Annotated in this window: 13 protein-coding genes and 3 tRNA genes; 13 read left to right on the top strand and 3 right to left on the bottom strand. The window is 64.1% G+C overall.

The annotated features are described in order from the left end of the window. Positions 1-51 precede the first annotated feature (51 nt). The 7 genes from R5R73_RS12640 (at position 52) to dusA (ending at position 5514) form a co-directional block, all read left to right on the top strand. Positions 52-861 carry a response regulator gene (locus R5R73_RS12640; RefSeq protein WP_322527710.1) on the top strand — a complete coding sequence of 270 codons (810 nt, stop codon included), beginning with the start codon at positions 52-54 and terminating at the stop codon, positions 859-861. Between the two features lie 79 nt (positions 862-940). After that, the gene (gene uvrC, locus R5R73_RS12645; protein WP_322527711.1) at positions 941-2782 is read left to right on the top strand and encodes an excinuclease ABC subunit UvrC; all 1842 of its coding nucleotides are present in this window, start codon (positions 941-943) and stop codon (positions 2780-2782) included. 61 nt (positions 2783-2843) lie between these two features. After that, positions 2844-3392 carry a CDP-diacylglycerol--glycerol-3-phosphate 3-phosphatidyltransferase gene (pgsA, locus tag R5R73_RS12650; protein WP_071231310.1) on the top strand — a complete coding sequence of 183 codons (549 nt, stop codon included), beginning with the start codon at positions 2844-2846 and terminating at the stop codon, positions 3390-3392. A 63-nt stretch (positions 3393-3455) separates the two neighbouring features. Continuing rightward, positions 3456-3530: transfer RNA gene (locus R5R73_RS12655), tRNA-Gly, on the top strand. Between the two features lie 173 nt (positions 3531-3703). After that, positions 3704-3777 (top strand) — tRNA-Cys (locus tag R5R73_RS12660). 99 nt (positions 3778-3876) lie between these two features. Then, positions 3877-3963, top strand: a tRNA-Leu gene (locus tag R5R73_RS12665). 525 nt (positions 3964-4488) lie between these two features. Next, on the top strand, positions 4489-5514 hold the full coding sequence (gene dusA / locus R5R73_RS12670) for a tRNA dihydrouridine(20/20a) synthase DusA (RefSeq protein ID WP_322527712.1): 1026 nt from the start codon (positions 4489-4491) through the stop codon (positions 5512-5514). A gap of 94 nt (positions 5515-5608) precedes the next feature. Here the strand turns inward: dusA and R5R73_RS12675 are convergent, their stop codons facing one another. Together R5R73_RS12675 and R5R73_RS12680 are read right to left on the bottom strand one after the other, a co-directional pair. After that, positions 5609-6631 (bottom strand): succinylglutamate desuccinylase/aspartoacylase family protein, encoded by a 1023-nt coding sequence (locus tag R5R73_RS12675; protein WP_071231312.1) that lies wholly within the window; start codon positions 6629-6631, stop codon positions 5609-5611. Positions 6632-6793: 162 nt separating this feature from the next. After that, positions 6794-7558, bottom strand: a complete 765-nt coding sequence (locus R5R73_RS12680; RefSeq protein WP_322527713.1) for a CDP-alcohol phosphatidyltransferase family protein — start codon at positions 7556-7558, stop codon at positions 6794-6796. A 362-nt stretch (positions 7559-7920) separates the two neighbouring features. Between R5R73_RS12680 and R5R73_RS12685 the strand changes: the two genes are divergently transcribed. From R5R73_RS12685 to R5R73_RS12705, 5 genes are all read left to right on the top strand, one after another. Further along, complete coding sequence (locus R5R73_RS12685; RefSeq protein ID WP_322527714.1) at positions 7921-8892, top strand: zinc-binding alcohol dehydrogenase; 972 nt, start codon at positions 7921-7923, stop codon at positions 8890-8892. A gap of 75 nt (positions 8893-8967) precedes the next feature. After that, entirely contained in the window at positions 8968-9366 is a 399-nt protein-coding gene (locus R5R73_RS12690; protein WP_071231314.1) for a 6-pyruvoyl trahydropterin synthase family protein, read from the top strand. Further along, positions 9363-10427, top strand: a complete 1065-nt coding sequence (locus R5R73_RS12695) for a glycosyltransferase family 4 protein (protein WP_110635618.1) — start codon at positions 9363-9365, stop codon at positions 10425-10427. Before R5R73_RS12690 ends, R5R73_RS12695 begins: the two co-directional genes overlap by 4 nt. Further along, positions 10427-11353, top strand: a complete 927-nt coding sequence (locus R5R73_RS12700) for a class I SAM-dependent methyltransferase (protein WP_110635621.1) — start codon at positions 10427-10429, stop codon at positions 11351-11353. Before R5R73_RS12695 ends, R5R73_RS12700 begins: the two co-directional genes overlap by 1 nt. Further along, positions 11350-12357, top strand: coding sequence for a lysylphosphatidylglycerol synthase transmembrane domain-containing protein (locus R5R73_RS12705; RefSeq protein WP_322527715.1), 1008 nt, complete (start codon positions 11350-11352; stop codon positions 12355-12357). Before R5R73_RS12700 ends, R5R73_RS12705 begins: the two co-directional genes overlap by 4 nt. Positions 12358-12365: 8 nt before the next feature. On the opposite strand, the gene R5R73_RS12710 is transcribed toward R5R73_RS12705, so the two are convergent. Next, positions 12366-13271: a RibD family protein gene (locus R5R73_RS12710; protein ID WP_244179938.1), complete on the bottom strand. Its 906-nt coding sequence runs from the start codon at positions 13269-13271 to the stop codon at positions 12366-12368. Between the two features lie 173 nt (positions 13272-13444). Between R5R73_RS12710 and ribA the strand changes: the two genes are divergently transcribed. Then, a complete protein-coding gene (gene ribA, locus R5R73_RS12715) occupies positions 13445-14584 on the top strand; it encodes a GTP cyclohydrolase II RibA (protein ID WP_110635627.1) in 1140 nt (379 codons plus the stop codon). Positions 14585-14602 lie beyond the last annotated feature (18 nt).

Consider the following 14602-nt stretch of genomic DNA (forward strand, 5'->3'; position numbering starts at 1 on the left):
CGTAACAGAGGGAACGGGAGACGACAGCGCCAACGGTGCCGGTTTCACGATTTGCTCATACTCTTTTTCGTAACAAAGCCAACATCGGCTTTCCGTAAAGAAGCCAACATCGGCGCGTATCGACCCGATAAAGGCCCAGGGCGCTCCATCGCGCCGATTGCTGCACATTTGCCACAGGCAGGTTTCAAGGACAGCAGGAATCCAGGAGTTATCTTGATCAAGGTATTGGTAGCCGACGATCACCATCTGGTGCGCACGAGTATCGCTCGCGTATTGGACAGCGAGCCTGACATCGAGGTCATTGCCGAAGCCGACAGTGGTGAAAGCGCCTTGGAGAGCTGCCGGATTCAGGCGCCGGATATTGCGATGATCGACATTCGCATGCCGGGAATCGGGGGCCTGGAGACCATCCTGAAGCTCCTCAAGACGCAGCCCGGCATTCGAATCATCGCGCTGACGGGACAGGTCGACGAAGGAACGGCGCAACGCCTGATCAACGCTGGCGTGACGGGATTCATCAGCAAGGGCACCGAGCTGGATCTGATGATCGACGCGGTGCGCCGAATAGCGGACGGCGAGCGCTTCATCAGCGCCGACATTGCCCAGCGCGTCGTGCTGGCTCGTAGCGAAGGCCGTCACAATCCGTTCGATCAGCTCTCGCACCGGGAACTGCAGATCGCGACGATGATCATCCATTGCTACAAGGTGAGTCGCATTTCGGAGCAGCTCGCACTTAGCCCGAAGACCGTGAATACCTACCGCTACCGAATCTTCGACAAGCTGCAGGTGCAGTCCGATGTCGAGCTGACCCATCTCGGTCTGCGCCACGGTTTACTGGACAACCTCGGCCCCCGGACCTGAACCTCGGCCATGCGCGATGAGCCCGGTGGAAATGTTCGATCCTCGCAGTGCCCGCCCGGGTTTTTGATATACTGCGAGGATGAGTGAATCCTCGATCGATACCCCATCGCGCTTCGACGCCAAGCACTTCCTGAAGTCGGTCTCGGAGTCTCCGGGCGTGTACCGCATGCTCGACGAGCAGGCCAACGTGCTCTATGTCGGCAAGGCCAAGCGACTCAAGCCACGACTGGCCAGCTACTTCCGTGGCGCGTTGAATGCCAAGACCCAGGCGCTGGTCGCGCGGATCCAGGACATCCAGGTCACGATTACCCGGAGCGAAACCGAGGCGCTGCTGCTTGAGCAGACCCTGATCAAGGAGTTGCGCCCTCCTTACAACATTCTGCTTCGAGACGACAAGTCGTATCCCTACGTCTTCGTCACCGATCGGCACCCCTACCCCGCGCTCGAGTTCAAGCGCGTTCGGCAGAAGCGACGCGACGGCCGTTACCTGGGCCCCTATCCCAGCTCCACCGCGGTACGCGAGAGCCTTTCGCTGATGCAGAAGATCTTTCGTATCCGCAACTGCGAAGACAGCGTGTTCGCCCATCGTCAGCGCCCCTGCCTGCAGTATCAGATCAAGCGCTGCAGCGCGCCCTGCGTCGACAACATCAGCGAAGCCGACTACCGCCAGGATGTCGAGCACGCCGTGATGTGTCTCGAAGGGCGCAGCGAGCAGGTCACGCAGCAGTTGACCGCCAGCATGGAGCGCGCGAGCGATTCTCTCGATTTCGAGGAAGCCGCCCGGCTACGGGATCAGATACAGCAGCTGCGACGGCTGCAGGAGAAGCAGTACGTCGACAATACCGATGGCGATGCCGATGTCTTTGCCCTGGCGGAGCAACCGGGCGGGCTGTGCATCAGCGTGCTGGCCATTCGTCAGGGACGCATGCTGGGGGCGCGGCACTATCAGCCCGACAACGGCCTGGATCTTGGCGCCAACGAACTGCTCAGCGAGTTCGTCAGCCAGTTCTACCTCGGCCAGTCCAAGGAGATCCCGCTCGAGATCATCGCCTCGCATCCGCTGATGGACAGCGAACTCCTCCAGTCGGCGCTGAGCGAGCACGCCGGCCGCCGGGTCCGGGTGACCTCGCAAGTCCGTGGCCATCGTGCCCAGTGGCGTCGGCTGGCGATCACCAACGCCGAGCAGCATCTGGCCACCCAGCTCGCCAACCGCAGCCAGTTGGGCAAGCGCTTCGAATCTCTGCGAGAAGCCCTGGACATGCCGACAGCGCCCGCACGGCTGGAGTGTTTCGATATCAGCCACAGTCATGGCGAGGCGACAGTGGCCTCCTGCGTCGTGTTCGACCAGAACGGCCCGGCCAAGTCCGACTATCGGCGTTTCAATATCGAGGGCGTGGCCGCCGGTGACGATTACGCGGCCATGCGACAGGCCCTGACCCGCCGTTTCAAACGACTGCAGAAAGGCGAAGGCAAACTGCCTGATATCCTGATCGTCGACGGCGGCAAAGGCCAGTTGAACATGGCCCGGGAAGTGCTGGTCGAGCTGGAAGTCGTCGGCGTTGCGCTGATCGGCGTCGCCAAGGGCACGACACGCAAGGCCGGCCTGGAAACGCTGTTCATCGAAACCGTGGACCGCACGCTGAATCTCGACACTAGCTCGCCGGCACTGCATCTGATCCAGCATATACGCGACGAAGCCCACCGCTTCGCGATCACCGGCCACCGTCAGCGCCGCGACAAGCAGCGTCGAACGTCTTCGCTGCAGGATATTCCCGGTATCGGGCCGAAACGCCGTCGAGAACTGTTACGCTTCTTCGGCGGTCTGCAGGGCGTGCGCAAGGCAACCAGAGACGATCTTTCGCGCGTTCCCGGGATCAATGAACAGATGGCGGCTACCATTCACCAGGCGCTCCATGGATGAGCGCAAGCAGCAGGCGTAAAATGCCCGATTCCCAACCCCCAGTAAGGACGCTAGCGGCACGATGAACATACCCAACATGCTCACTCTGGCAAGAATCGTGTTCATTCCGCTCATGGTGGTGCTGTTCTATCTCCCCTATGCCTGGAGTCTTCCGCTGACCGCAGCGCTTTTCGGGCTGGCCGCGATCACCGATTGGCTGGATGGCTACCTGGCCAGACGCTGGAATCAGAGCACCCCCTTCGGCGCCTTTCTCGATCCCGTGGCGGACAAGGTCATGGTCGCCGTTGCCCTGGCACTATTGATAGAGCGCTACGAGGCGATCTGGCTGACGCTTCCCGCCCTGGTCATCATCGGTCGCGAGATCGTGATCTCCGCGCTGCGCGAATGGATGGCGGAGATAGGCCAGCGCAAGCGCGTCGCTGTCTCCTGGATCGGCAAGTCCAAGACGACGCTGCAGATGATCTCCCTGCTGCTGCTGCTGGGCTTTCCTCCCGGTTCTCCGATCGCCCATCTCGCCATCGTTCTGCTCTACGCCGCGGCCGGCCTGACACTGTGGTCGATGATCCAGTACCTCAAGGCGGCCTGGCCGGAATTGACTCGCTCGCTGTGACTAAAAATCGCCATAAGCGTTTGACACTTACGAAGTTATCCTTATAATGCGACGGCGTGTTCAGCGGGAATAGCTCAGTGGTAGAGCATCGCCTTGCCAAGGCGAGGGTCGGGAGTTCGAATCTCCTTTCCCGCTCCAAAACACAGTGTGATGGAAATGGTTAGCGAGATAAAAAGTTGGAACGCCGCCCGACGGATGGCCGCCCCATCGATCTCCTTTCCCGCTCCAACACGATTTTCGATCCTACTGAATTGACGCAGGTTTTACTGGCCAGACCAGTTCGAGCGGCAGTCCTTGGTAAATCGATGAAAGGCTGGATGGCAGAGTGGTTATGCAGCGGACTGCAACTCCGTGTACGCCGGTTCGATTCCGACTCCAGCCTCCACTTCTTCTCAGCATCGAATCTGCGTGATTTGGTCGCTTCCTTGGTCACCGGCACCTTGCCTTTCAAAAGGTTACCGGATAGTTTGACCGGATGTCGTTGGCCCGGATGGCGAAATTGGTAGACGCAAGGGACTTAAAATCCCTCGACCGTTAGGTCGTGTCGGTTCAAGTCCGACTCCGGGCACCATTTTCCTGATCAATTGGCATTTCCGTTCCCGAATCGATCGTCTTCTCAGGCCGAATACCGGCTGTATGATAATTCTCTTCCGTCTTTCCGGAATGACACGTTCTCCAAGCAATATCGCGGTCCGGCATGACGAGAAGCCGCGGTAAAAAATCGGCTTTTGAAGTCAATCAGTGAAATGTTCGATGCGGAATCGGCGAGAAAAAGCGACCCGATCGCACACAAGGATGGTTGCCATGTGCGCCGGGTCGAAGCAGTCGCAGGGAAGCGACACAAAGTGATAGGCGAATTCGGCCAAAGACGCCGAACACATACCCGGCTACTGGCGCTCATGCGCGCATCAGGCCGTTGGACGAATACTCTATCGGCAGACAACCAGGCGACTTTAGCCCGCCCCTTGCATTCGTCTCGAGTCATGCGACCTGCTCGAAAATATGCGACACTCTCGCGCCCTGTGGCCCGCCGAATCAGTCATCCCGCTATTCGGATCCCGCTGCCAAGACACCCTGCCAACTCGATCTCGATGCCATGACCGACCTTCAAACCAATACCACAGCGCCACAGCTCGACCGCACCTTTTCCGTGGCCCCGATGATGGAATGGACGACCCGCGATTACCGCGCGCTGGCGCGATGTCTCACGCGGCGTGCGCTGCTGTATACGGAAATGGTGACCACGGGCGCGATCCTGCACGGCTCGCCGCGAGAGCGTTTTCTGGGTTACAGCGCCGTCGAACATCCGCTGGCGCTGCAATTGGGGGGCAGCGATCCCGGGGAATTGGCCGAATGCGCGGCCATCGCCGAGGCGTGGGGCTACGACGAGGTCAACCTGAACGTGGGCTGCCCCAGCGATCGGGTCCAGAACAACCTGATCGGCGCCTGCCTGATGGGTTATCCCGACAAGGTTGCCGATGCCGTGGCGGCGATGCGTGGCGCGGTATCGATCCCGGTCACGGTGAAGTGTCGTATCGGCATCGACAACCAGGACGAAGATGCCGATCTCGAGCGCTTCATCGAGCGGGTGGCAGCCGCCGGCTGCGATACCTTCATCGTGCATGCCCGCAAGGCCTGGCTGCAGGGGCTCTCTCCCAAGGAGAACCGGGACGTGCCGCCGCTGAACTACGAAAGGATCTATCGTCTCAAGGCCGCCCACCCCGAGCTGCATATTGGCATCAACGGCGGTATCAAGACGCTGGAGGCGTGCCGGGCGCACCTGGACGCCGGCGTGGATAGCGTGATGGTCGGTCGCGAGGCGTATCAGAATCCCTGGCTGCTGGCCGAGGTCGATAGCCAGCTCTATGGCCAGACACCGCCGGCATCCAGCCGCCACGACGTGGCGCGCGCCTTCCGCCCCTACGTGATCGAGCGACTCGCCGAGGGCGCCAGGCTCAACCACGTGACCCGACATCTACTGGGACTGTTCCAGGGCTGCGCGGGCGGAAGACGCTTCCGTCGTCATCTATCGGAGCATGCCCATCGGGAAGGCGCCGGCATCAGCATCTACGACGATGCCGTTGGCCTGGTGGACGAAAGCCGGCTGGCACAGACGGCCTGACTGCCGCAGGAGAACGGCCCGTAAGCAACGGGCCGTAAGCAATGGGCCAAAGACCGGTGACCGGTAACTGCTCGCCGACTGTTGAATATCAAACCTAGAAGCCGGTCGTCTCGTAGCGCGACTGGAAGTCCTCCACCGCGTTCTCGACGTCGTCGATTTCCTGGTAGCGGGCAACGTGAAGCAGCGCCTCGCCTTCGTTGACCAGCGGCAGGTTGCTCATCCCGATGACGATACCATCGGCACTCGCGACGATCGGCGCTTCATCGTTGCCGAACGGATCAGCGACCACCCCCAGCACCTGCTGCTTGGCGACCCGCGCGCCCAGCCTCACGCGCGGTCGGAAAATGCCATCGATCGGCGCCCGTGCCCAGCTGGAACCGTTGGCGATCTCGGCCGCCGGCGGCGCCCGTCGCCGGCTGTCCACCGGCAGCATGCCGATCAGCCGCATGACACGCCGAATCCCTCTGACGCCGGGCGCTATCGCCCACTCATCGAATCGCAGCGCCTCGCCGGCCTCGTAGGTCAGCACCGGCACGCCGCGATTCTGGGCATATTCGCGCAGACTCCCCTCGCGCAGCTCGGCATTCAGGATCACCGGCACCCCGAACGCCTCGGCCATGGCCTGGGTTTCCCGATTCTGGCGCAGTTGGGATCGGATCTGCGGCAGGTTGGTACGGTGAATGGCCCCGGTATGCAGGTCGATGATATGCGTGGCCCGATCGACCATCTCCTCGCGCAGCAGCGCCGCGATTCGTGAACCCAACGACCCGTTCTCGCTTCCCGGAAAGCAGCGGTTGAGATCGCGCCGATCCGGCAGGTAGCGCGACTGCTGCACGAAGCCGAAGACGTTGACGACCGGAACGGCGATCAATGTTCCCCGCAGTCTCGACAGGTTCGGCAACTTCAACAGTCGGCGGACAATCTCGACACCATTGAGCTCGTCGCCATGAATCGCACTGCAAACCAGCAGCACCGGCCCGGGCTGGCGCCCGTGAACCACTTCGACCGGAATATGCATCGGAGCGTGCGTATAGAGCTTGGCGACCGGTACATCGATCTGGCGACGCGTGCCGGGCTCGATTCGTTCGCCCGCAAGCGTGAAAGCTTCCTGCGCCATGACAACCCTTGGTAATTGAAGATCTTATGATCGTAAAGCCATCGCGCGATCAAGGCGAGTCATGTTACTGCCCGACTTCCCGCTCGATAGGCGCGGCGCCTCCCCCTCTCCTCGCTTCGAAAGCGGATCACGGCTGCGCGAGACATCGACAACGACGCAGCGTCAGAATTCGGCATCGTCGACCGGGCGGTGCCGCCAGAGCCAGATGATGTCGCGGCCGAAGGAGAGCAGCAGCAGCGCCGCCGCCAGAAGCGCAAAATCGGTGACCCACACCGGCTCGACGAAAGGCAGCAGACAGACCATCAACGTCGCCACCTGCCATACGCAGATCGTCTTGCGAAAGTAGCTCTCGGGCAGCGCCCGATTGAGCCAGGGCGAGTACATTCCGGCGATCACGAACGCGTAGCGAGCCAGGCCGATGACCAGCACCCACGGGCCGACCTTCTCCAGCGCGATCAGCGCCGTACACAGCACGACGATGAAGAAGGCATCCAGCTCCATGTCGAAACGGGCACCGAAAGCGCTCGACGAACCGGTGCGGCGCGCCACCCAGCCATCGATACCGTCGAGCGACAGCGCCAGCAAACAGAGCGAAGCGATACCTTCGGCGTGGCGCTGGATGAAATCCGGATAGACCACCACGCCAGCGATGACCGCGATCAACGCGGCGCGCAGCAACGTGATGCGATTGGCCCAACCCAGGCCATGACGGGCGGCGGGCCAGACCCACAGCACGGCCGTCGCGATCGCCAAATAAACGCCACCGGCGGTGAACCGCAGGCCCGACGGGGCGGAAAACGCCCACTGCACCCACTCGACCAGCAACGCCACCAGGGCCAGACCGGCCGCCAACTCCACCCAGCCCCGCACGGACCGAAATCGCCGTGAAGGCGGTGCTACCCGCATGCGTGCCGATGAATGTCGCATCGTCGGTCTCTCCCTGGTTGCCATGATCGCCCTCTCCCACGCCGCCTCATTGCGTCCAAGGCGTTGGTGGTCAGGCATCGTTACGCACCTCGTACAAGTCTGGATGCACTTTGATCGATTTGCGAGAAGCGACTTCCTGGCCGCTTCATTACCAGAAGCGGACGGCACCCTATCCCGCCCAGCATCATTCCGCCAAGCCCTCGATAGAAAGCGAATATCCAACCCGGGTTCGATGACTCTTGCTTGCCGCCCTTTTATTGTACAAGGATTGTAAAATACTAAATCGTCATACTCTGCCATACTGCCATTCAGAGCGACAGCAAGCCGGACATCCAGATCTGTATCAAGGAGCGGATATCTCAATGACGACGCCTTACGCCCATGCTTTCTGGTCGCTCGGCGACGGCACCGGCGAAATTCGCCAGGCCGAGCTGAGTGTCAGCGGCGATCTGATGATAAGAACCTGCTACTCGGCCATCAGCCGTGGCAGCGAAACCCTGGTCTTCAAGGGCCAGGTGCCGGTCAGCGAATACCAGCGAATGCGCGCGCCGTTCCAGAGCGGCGAGTTTCCGGGGCCGGTCAAATACGGCTACTCCAACGTCGGCGTCGTCGAGCAGGGAGCCCACGACTGGCACGGCCGGTACGTCTATTGCCTGCATCCACACCAGACCCACTACCGCGTCGGAGCCGACGATGTCGTTCCGCTGCCGCCGGACGTGCCTCCGCAACGCGCGATCCTCGGCGCCAACATGGAGACGGCGCTCAACGCCCTGTGGGATGCCGCCCCGGGAATCGGCGACCGAATCAGCGTCGTCGGCGCTGGCGTGGTCGGTGCCCTGGTGGCCTGGCTCTGCGCGCGCCTGCCCGGTGCCCACGTCCAGTTGATCGATATCGACGAGCGCAAGCGCTTCCTGGGAGAGGCGCTGAGCGTCGACTTTCATACCCCGGAAACCGCCGTTGCCGAGCAGGACCTGGTCATCCACGCCAGCGCCTCGGATGGCGGCCTGCAGACCGCCCTTTCGCTGGCCGGGTTCGAGGCGACCGTGCTCGAAATGAGCTGGTACGGCAGTCGCGAAGTGAACCTGCCGCTCGGCGAGGCGTTTCACGCGCGCCGCCTGACGCTGCGGTCGAGCCAGGTCGGCAGCGTCTCCCCGGGGCATCGCCCGCGCTGGGATCACAAGCGGCGGCTCTCGCTCGCGCTGTCGCTGCTCAACCACGACTGCCTGGACGTGCTGATCAGCGGCGAAAGCCACTTCCGGGATCTGCCCGAGACATTGAAACGGTTGAGCCAGTCGGATGACGATACGCTCTGTCAGCGAATCCGCTACGGCTGAAGCCGCGTAACCGCCTTGGCATTGACATCCAAGGGCACACGCATCAAAGGACTCATGCCTCAAGGAGCGAAAGGAATGTTCAGCCTGACCGTCCGCGATCACATGATGATCGCTCACAGCTTCCACAGCGAAACCTTCGGCCCGGCACAGAAGCTGCACGGCGCGACGTACGTGGTCGATGTCACCTTCAAGCGCCCCGAGCTGGATCATGACGATCTCGTGGTCGACATCGGCCTCGCCAGCGAGACCCTGAAGCGCGTTCTCGGCGAGTTCACGCTGAACAACCTCGACGAGGTCGAGGAGTTCAAGGGCCGCAATACCACCACCGAATTCATGGCCCGGGTCGTTTTCGACCGCCTGTCCCACGCCATTCGAGAAGGCGCTCTGGGCGACGGCGGCCGCCACCTCACCGCCATGACCGTCACGCTCCATGAATCCCACATCGCCTGGGCAAGTTACGAAGGGGGCCTATGAGCGACTTCACGCTTATCGTTGCCGGCGACCCCGGCCAGTTGACCGGCGGCTACGTCTATGACGCCAGAATCGTCGAGGCACTGCGCGCCAGCGGCTGGGAGATCGACATCGTCGGGCTCGACGGGCGCTTCCCGGAGCCGGATGCCGTCGCCTCCCACGCCCTGGACAGCGCCTTGACCGCCCTGCCCGACGGCAGTCAGGCCGTGATCGACGGGCTCGCCATGGGCGGCCTGCCGGCGATCGTCGAGCGTCACGCCTCGCGTCTGGCGATCACGGCACTGGTCCATCACCCGCTCGCCGACGAAACCGGCCTGGGGGCGCCTGAGCAGCAACGTTTTCGCATCAGCGAAACCCGCGCTCTGGCCGCCGTCGGCCACGTGATCGTCACCAGTGTCTACACCGCCCGCCGGCTGGCCGACTTCGCCGTGCCGGCGGAGAAGATCGCCGTCATCGAACCCGGCGTCGAGCTCGGTCAACTGGCGAGCGGCGACGGCAGCGGAACGCCTCGCCTGCTCTGCATTGCCACGATCACCCCGCGCAAGGGCCAGGATCTGCTGGTCGAGGCGCTGTCGGGCCTCACATCGCTGTCGTGGCAGTGCGACCTGATCGGCGCTCTCGATCGAGCCGACGCCTACGTCGAGGAGGTGCGCGAGGCCATCGACGCACACCAGTTGAACGAGCGTATCCGGCTGCTGGGTTCTCAACCCACCGATCGTCTGAGCGAGCATTATCGGCAGGCAGACCTGTTCGTGCTGCCGTCGCACTATGAAGGCTACGGCATGGTGATTACCGAAGCCCTCGCCCATGGTCTTCCCGTCGTTACCACTACGGGCGGCGCCCTCGCCCACACGCTGCCGGACGCAGCCGGTATCAAGGTGCCGCCGGGGGACGTGACCGCACTTCGCGACGCGCTGAAACGCATGCTCGAAGAGCCGCAAACCTATCGGCGCTATCAGGCAGGTGCGCGGAAGATTCGCGACACGCTCGGCGACTGGAACCGCGCCGCCGAGGCCTTCGGTCAGGCGTTGAAACGCACCAGGGCCGCGGAGGCGACGTCCTGATGTCGAAGCCGTCCACGCCCGCCGCCGACGCTCTGTTCAGCGATGCCTTGTTCAGCGACCAGTGGCTGACACTGCGGGAGCCCGCCGACCATCTGGCGCGCGATGCCCAGCTCGCCCACGCCGCCGACCGCTGGCTGACGCAGCGCGCCACGCCGACCCGACCGCTCGAGACGCAACGGACGCTGGTCGATCTGGGATGCGGCAGCGGTTCGAACCCGCGCTATCTGGCGCCACGGCTTCACGGTGCCCAGCACTGGCGTCTGATCGATCACGACGCCGAACTGCTGACCCAGGCCCGACTGCGCTGCGAGCCGCTGGTCAGCGCCGACGGCCAGCCGATTCACCTGGAGACCCGCAATCTGAGCCTCGCCGATGCCTGGAAGCACGGCCTGCAGGGGGCGGACCTGGTCACCGCCTCAGCGCTGTTCGATCTGCTGACAGCCGCCGATATCGAAGCTCTGTCCGATGCCTGCCGGGCCAACGATTGCGCCGTGCTGTTCGCGCTCAGCGTCGATGGTCAGATACGCTTTCACGATTCCAGCGGTACGCCGCTTTACAGTGACGACGACCGTTTCATGCTGGCCGCACTCGCGGCCCATCAGCAGCGCAACAAGGGCGGCGGTCCCGCCATGGGCACCCAGGCGCCGCGCCATCTCCGCGAGAGCTTTCATCGCCGTGGCTACCACATCCGCGAGGCCACGACGCCCTGGCGTCTCGGGCCGGAATCGCTGGCGCTCGCCGAGGCCCTGCTGGCCGGCTGGCGCACCGCCCTCCACGAACAACTGCCGCAGCAGCACAGCCGCGTCGACCGCTGGCATGCCCAACGGCTGGAAGGGTTGATGCGCGAGCAACTGACGGTGACCGTCGGGCATCGGGACCTCTTCGCCGCGCCCATCGCGGACGCCGCCCCGGGAGCGCCAGCGTGAACCGCTGGCTGTCGCCTGCGCTGCGCCTGGCCGCGACGCTGGCGCTGCTGGGGATGCTCGCCTGGCAACTGGATACCGACCAGTTGCTGTCGCGGCTCGCCGACCTGTCGCCGGGCTGGGTTCTGCTGGCCGTGCTGATCGGCGTTCCCCAGGTCGTGCTGTCGGCCTGGCGCTGGCGCATGACGGCTCACCAGATCGGGATCGCGCTGCCGTGGCCGACCGCCATCCGCGAATACTATCTGGCGACTTTTCTCAATCAGGTCTTGCCGGGCGGGGTGATGGGAGACGCGGCGCGCGCCTGGCGGCACGGCAGCACCCGTGAACGACCGAATGCCCGCGCCAGCTCGCCATCCGGGGCAGCGATCCGTGCCGTCATCATCGAGCGCGCCTCCGGACAGCTCGCGCTGCTGCTGGTCGCGGTCGCCGCCATTCTGCTCTCGCCGGCGCTGCGCGGCGGCATCGGCGGATGGTGGGAAGTGCACGGCAACATGGCGCTGTGGCTGCTACTGGCGATCCTGCTCGCATCCGCCGCCATCATCCAACGCCTGCGACATCGGCCCTGGCCGCCGCTGGCAAGCTTCGGCCGGGACGCCAGGCGGGCGCTGCTGGCGCTCTCCGTCTGGCCGGCCCAGTTGGCCGGCTCGCTGCTGATCGTCGCCACCTACATGGCCGTGTTCCTCTGCGCCGCCCAGGCGCTGGGGCTGTCACGATCGGTGTCGGAATGGCTGCCGTTGATCCCGCCGCTGCTGATGGCGATGGCGATTCCGCTGACCGTCGCCGGCTGGGGGTTGCGGGAAGGCGCCGCCGCCGTGATCTGGCCATTGGCCGGCCTGCCGGCACAGGAAGGCGTGGCACTGTCGGTGACCTACGGCCTGCTGATTCTCGCCGCCAGCCTGCCAGGCCTGGCGGTGCTGCTGTGGGGTCGCCGGCCGAACCGGCAGGCCACGCGGCCGGTTCGAACGCCCACGCGGGGCGAGTCCGCTCCGGGAGGGCACCCCGGATGAAACCTCGATCACGTCACGCCGCGATCGCGCAGATCCAGATCGAACAACATGTCCTGGCCCAGGCAGAAGTGCCGGCAAGCCGGCCGCAGCGCCCCGTCCAGCGTCTCGATTTCCGGCAGCGTCAGCGCCGGACGGCCGGAGCCGATCAGCATGGGCGCGACCACGCTGTGCATTCGATCGAGGCAGTCAGCTTCGAGAAAGCGCGAGATCGTCAGCCCGCCGCCCTCGATCAGAATCCGGCGATGGCCGTGCTCGGCCAGCAGCGAGATGACCTGCGCGGGATCGATCCCCGCCGGCCCCGGCGTCACCGGCTTGACGCTGACATGATCGGCGCCACCGTGACCGGCAACACCCTCGCCGACGAGATGCCAGGTCGGCGCCGCCGGCTGCCGAAACACACCGCGATCCGCCGGCACCCGGCCTCGCGGATCGAGCACCACGCGCAGCGGGCTGTCGCCCTCGACATGGCGCACGGTCAGTTGCGGGTCGTCGGCATCGACCGTACCGGCACCCACGACCACGGCATCCACCAGCGCCCGCAGCCGGTGAAGATGAACCAGACTCTGCGTGCCGGTGACATAGTGGGAAGCCCCGCTCGCCGTCGCGATTCGACCGTCCAGGCTCTGCCCGATCTGCGCGATGACGCGCGGGCCCCGGGTGATGTCCGCCATGCACCACGGCAGCCAGATCGACAGCAACTGCGCCGCCTCCTCGTCGACCTCGTGGCTACAGCGCCAATCGCCCCGGGCATCGATATCGAGCCGGTAGCGCCCATCGACGACAGCTCCCTCGAAGATACCGTCACGGTTCAGATCCGCCGCACGACGAATCCAATTCCAGGCCTGCGGAGTATGTACAGGAGGTATACGAGCAGAAGCAGTACGAGAAGAAGGAGTACGAGAGGAAAAAGTCATGGTCATTCCTTGGCCAGACGGCACCACAGCGTAGCAAATATCGCCCCTCGGGCGGAGGCGGTTCGATGATGAACATCATGACCGCCAACGACACGCACCTTTGATCACGGATGACGATCACGGCTCTCGATCATGCAGAGGCGGATCATGGATGACAGGATAAGGAGACGAGCATGCGACAGGTAGAACGCGCGATTTTCGATCTGCGACGCGGCCTTCCGGTTCTCGTACGCGCCAGCCATGGCGACGTGATGGTTCACCCGCTCGAGGGCTGCGACGACGAAGCCCTGGCAGCACTGCACGCCTTCAGCGGCAATCAGCCCGCGCTGGCGCTAACCCGGCATCGGCTCTCGCGGTTGGGCATCGACTTCGAGCCCAGGGTCGGGCTAGTGCCGATCGGTCCCGCCGACCGGGCAGAAGAGATCATTGCCTGGGCCAGCGCCGAGGAGCAGCGCTTCTCGCCGGGAAGCCAGCCGCTGAACGCCAACGACGGCAGCGTGGCGGCGCTGGACCTGATGCGCATCGGCCTGCTCATACCCGCCGCGATCGTCGCCAGCGTCAGCGATGGCAAGCGCGCCCAGGTAGAAGCCCTCGTCGCCGAAGGCACCGTGCTAGCCGTCGCCGCCGAGCAGATTGCTGTCTATTCGGAGACGCGATCGCATTTCCTCAAACGCACCAGCGACGCGGAAATCCCGCTATCCCACGCCGAACGCGCCAGATTCGTGATGTTCCGGGAGGCCGACGGCATGCGCGAGCACATTGCCATCGTCATCGGCGATCCCGATGCGTGGAACGATGCCGTGCCGGTGCGGCTGCACTCCGCCTGTCTGACCGGCGATCTCTTCGGCAGCCTGCGCTGTGACTGCGGCGAACAGCTCCGCGAGAGCGTGCGCACCATCGACGAACGCGGCGGCGGCGTGCTGCTCTATCTCGCCCAGGAAGGACGCGGCATCGGCCTGGCCAACAAGCTGCGCGCCTACACATTGCAGGACGGCGGCCTGGATACGGTGGACGCCGACCAGGTACTCGGATTCGGCGAAGACGAGCGCACCTACGGCGTCGCGCTGGAGATGCTGGAACAGCTCGACATCACCCGCATCGAGCTGTTGACCAACAATCCGGAGAAGATCGCCGCCATGGACCAGGGCGGCGTCGAGGTCGTCAACCGCCGCGGCGTCTACGGCAAGCTGACCAAGCAGAACCGGCGCTACCTGGACGCCAAGGCCAAGCGCGCCGGCCACTGGCTGGAAGAGGTGCTCAACGAGGGCGAAAGCGGGCCGGTGACGCCGCTCAAGCGCCCCATGGCCCGCTGACAGGCGCCTCGGACGAAG

Source organism: Salinicola sp. LHM (assembly GCF_034479735.1).
In the GTDB taxonomy this organism is placed as follows: Bacteria; Pseudomonadota; Gammaproteobacteria; order Pseudomonadales; family Halomonadaceae; genus Salinicola; species Salinicola salarius.

Bases quoted from the DNA above. Each gene is read 5' to 3' on its own strand.
- uvrC (WP_322527711.1), top strand. From the start codon at position 941: ATGAGTGAATCCTCGATCGATACCCCATCGCGCTTCGACGCCAAGCAC.
- pgsA (WP_071231310.1), top strand. From the start codon at position 2,844: ATGAACATACCCAACATGCTCACTCTGGCAAGAATCGTGTTCATTCCG.
- dusA (WP_322527712.1), top strand. From the start codon at position 4,489: ATGACCGACCTTCAAACCAATACCACAGCGCCACAGCTCGACCGCACC.
- R5R73_RS12675 (WP_071231312.1), bottom strand. From the start codon at position 6,631: ATGGCGCAGGAAGCTTTCACGCTTGCGGGCGAACGAATCGAGCCCGGC.
- R5R73_RS12680 (WP_322527713.1), bottom strand. From the start codon at position 7,558: ATGCGACATTCATCGGCACGCATGCGGGTAGCACCGCCTTCACGGCGA.
- R5R73_RS12685 (WP_322527714.1), top strand. From the start codon at position 7,921: ATGACGACGCCTTACGCCCATGCTTTCTGGTCGCTCGGCGACGGCACC.
- R5R73_RS12690 (WP_071231314.1), top strand. From the start codon at position 8,968: ATGTTCAGCCTGACCGTCCGCGATCACATGATGATCGCTCACAGCTTC.
- R5R73_RS12695 (WP_110635618.1), top strand. From the start codon at position 9,363: ATGAGCGACTTCACGCTTATCGTTGCCGGCGACCCCGGCCAGTTGACC.
- R5R73_RS12700 (WP_110635621.1), top strand. From the start codon at position 10,427: ATGTCGAAGCCGTCCACGCCCGCCGCCGACGCTCTGTTCAGCGATGCC.
- R5R73_RS12710 (WP_244179938.1), bottom strand. From the start codon at position 13,271: ATGACTTTTTCCTCTCGTACTCCTTCTTCTCGTACTGCTTCTGCTCGT.
- ribA (WP_110635627.1), top strand. From the start codon at position 13,445: ATGCGACAGGTAGAACGCGCGATTTTCGATCTGCGACGCGGCCTTCCG.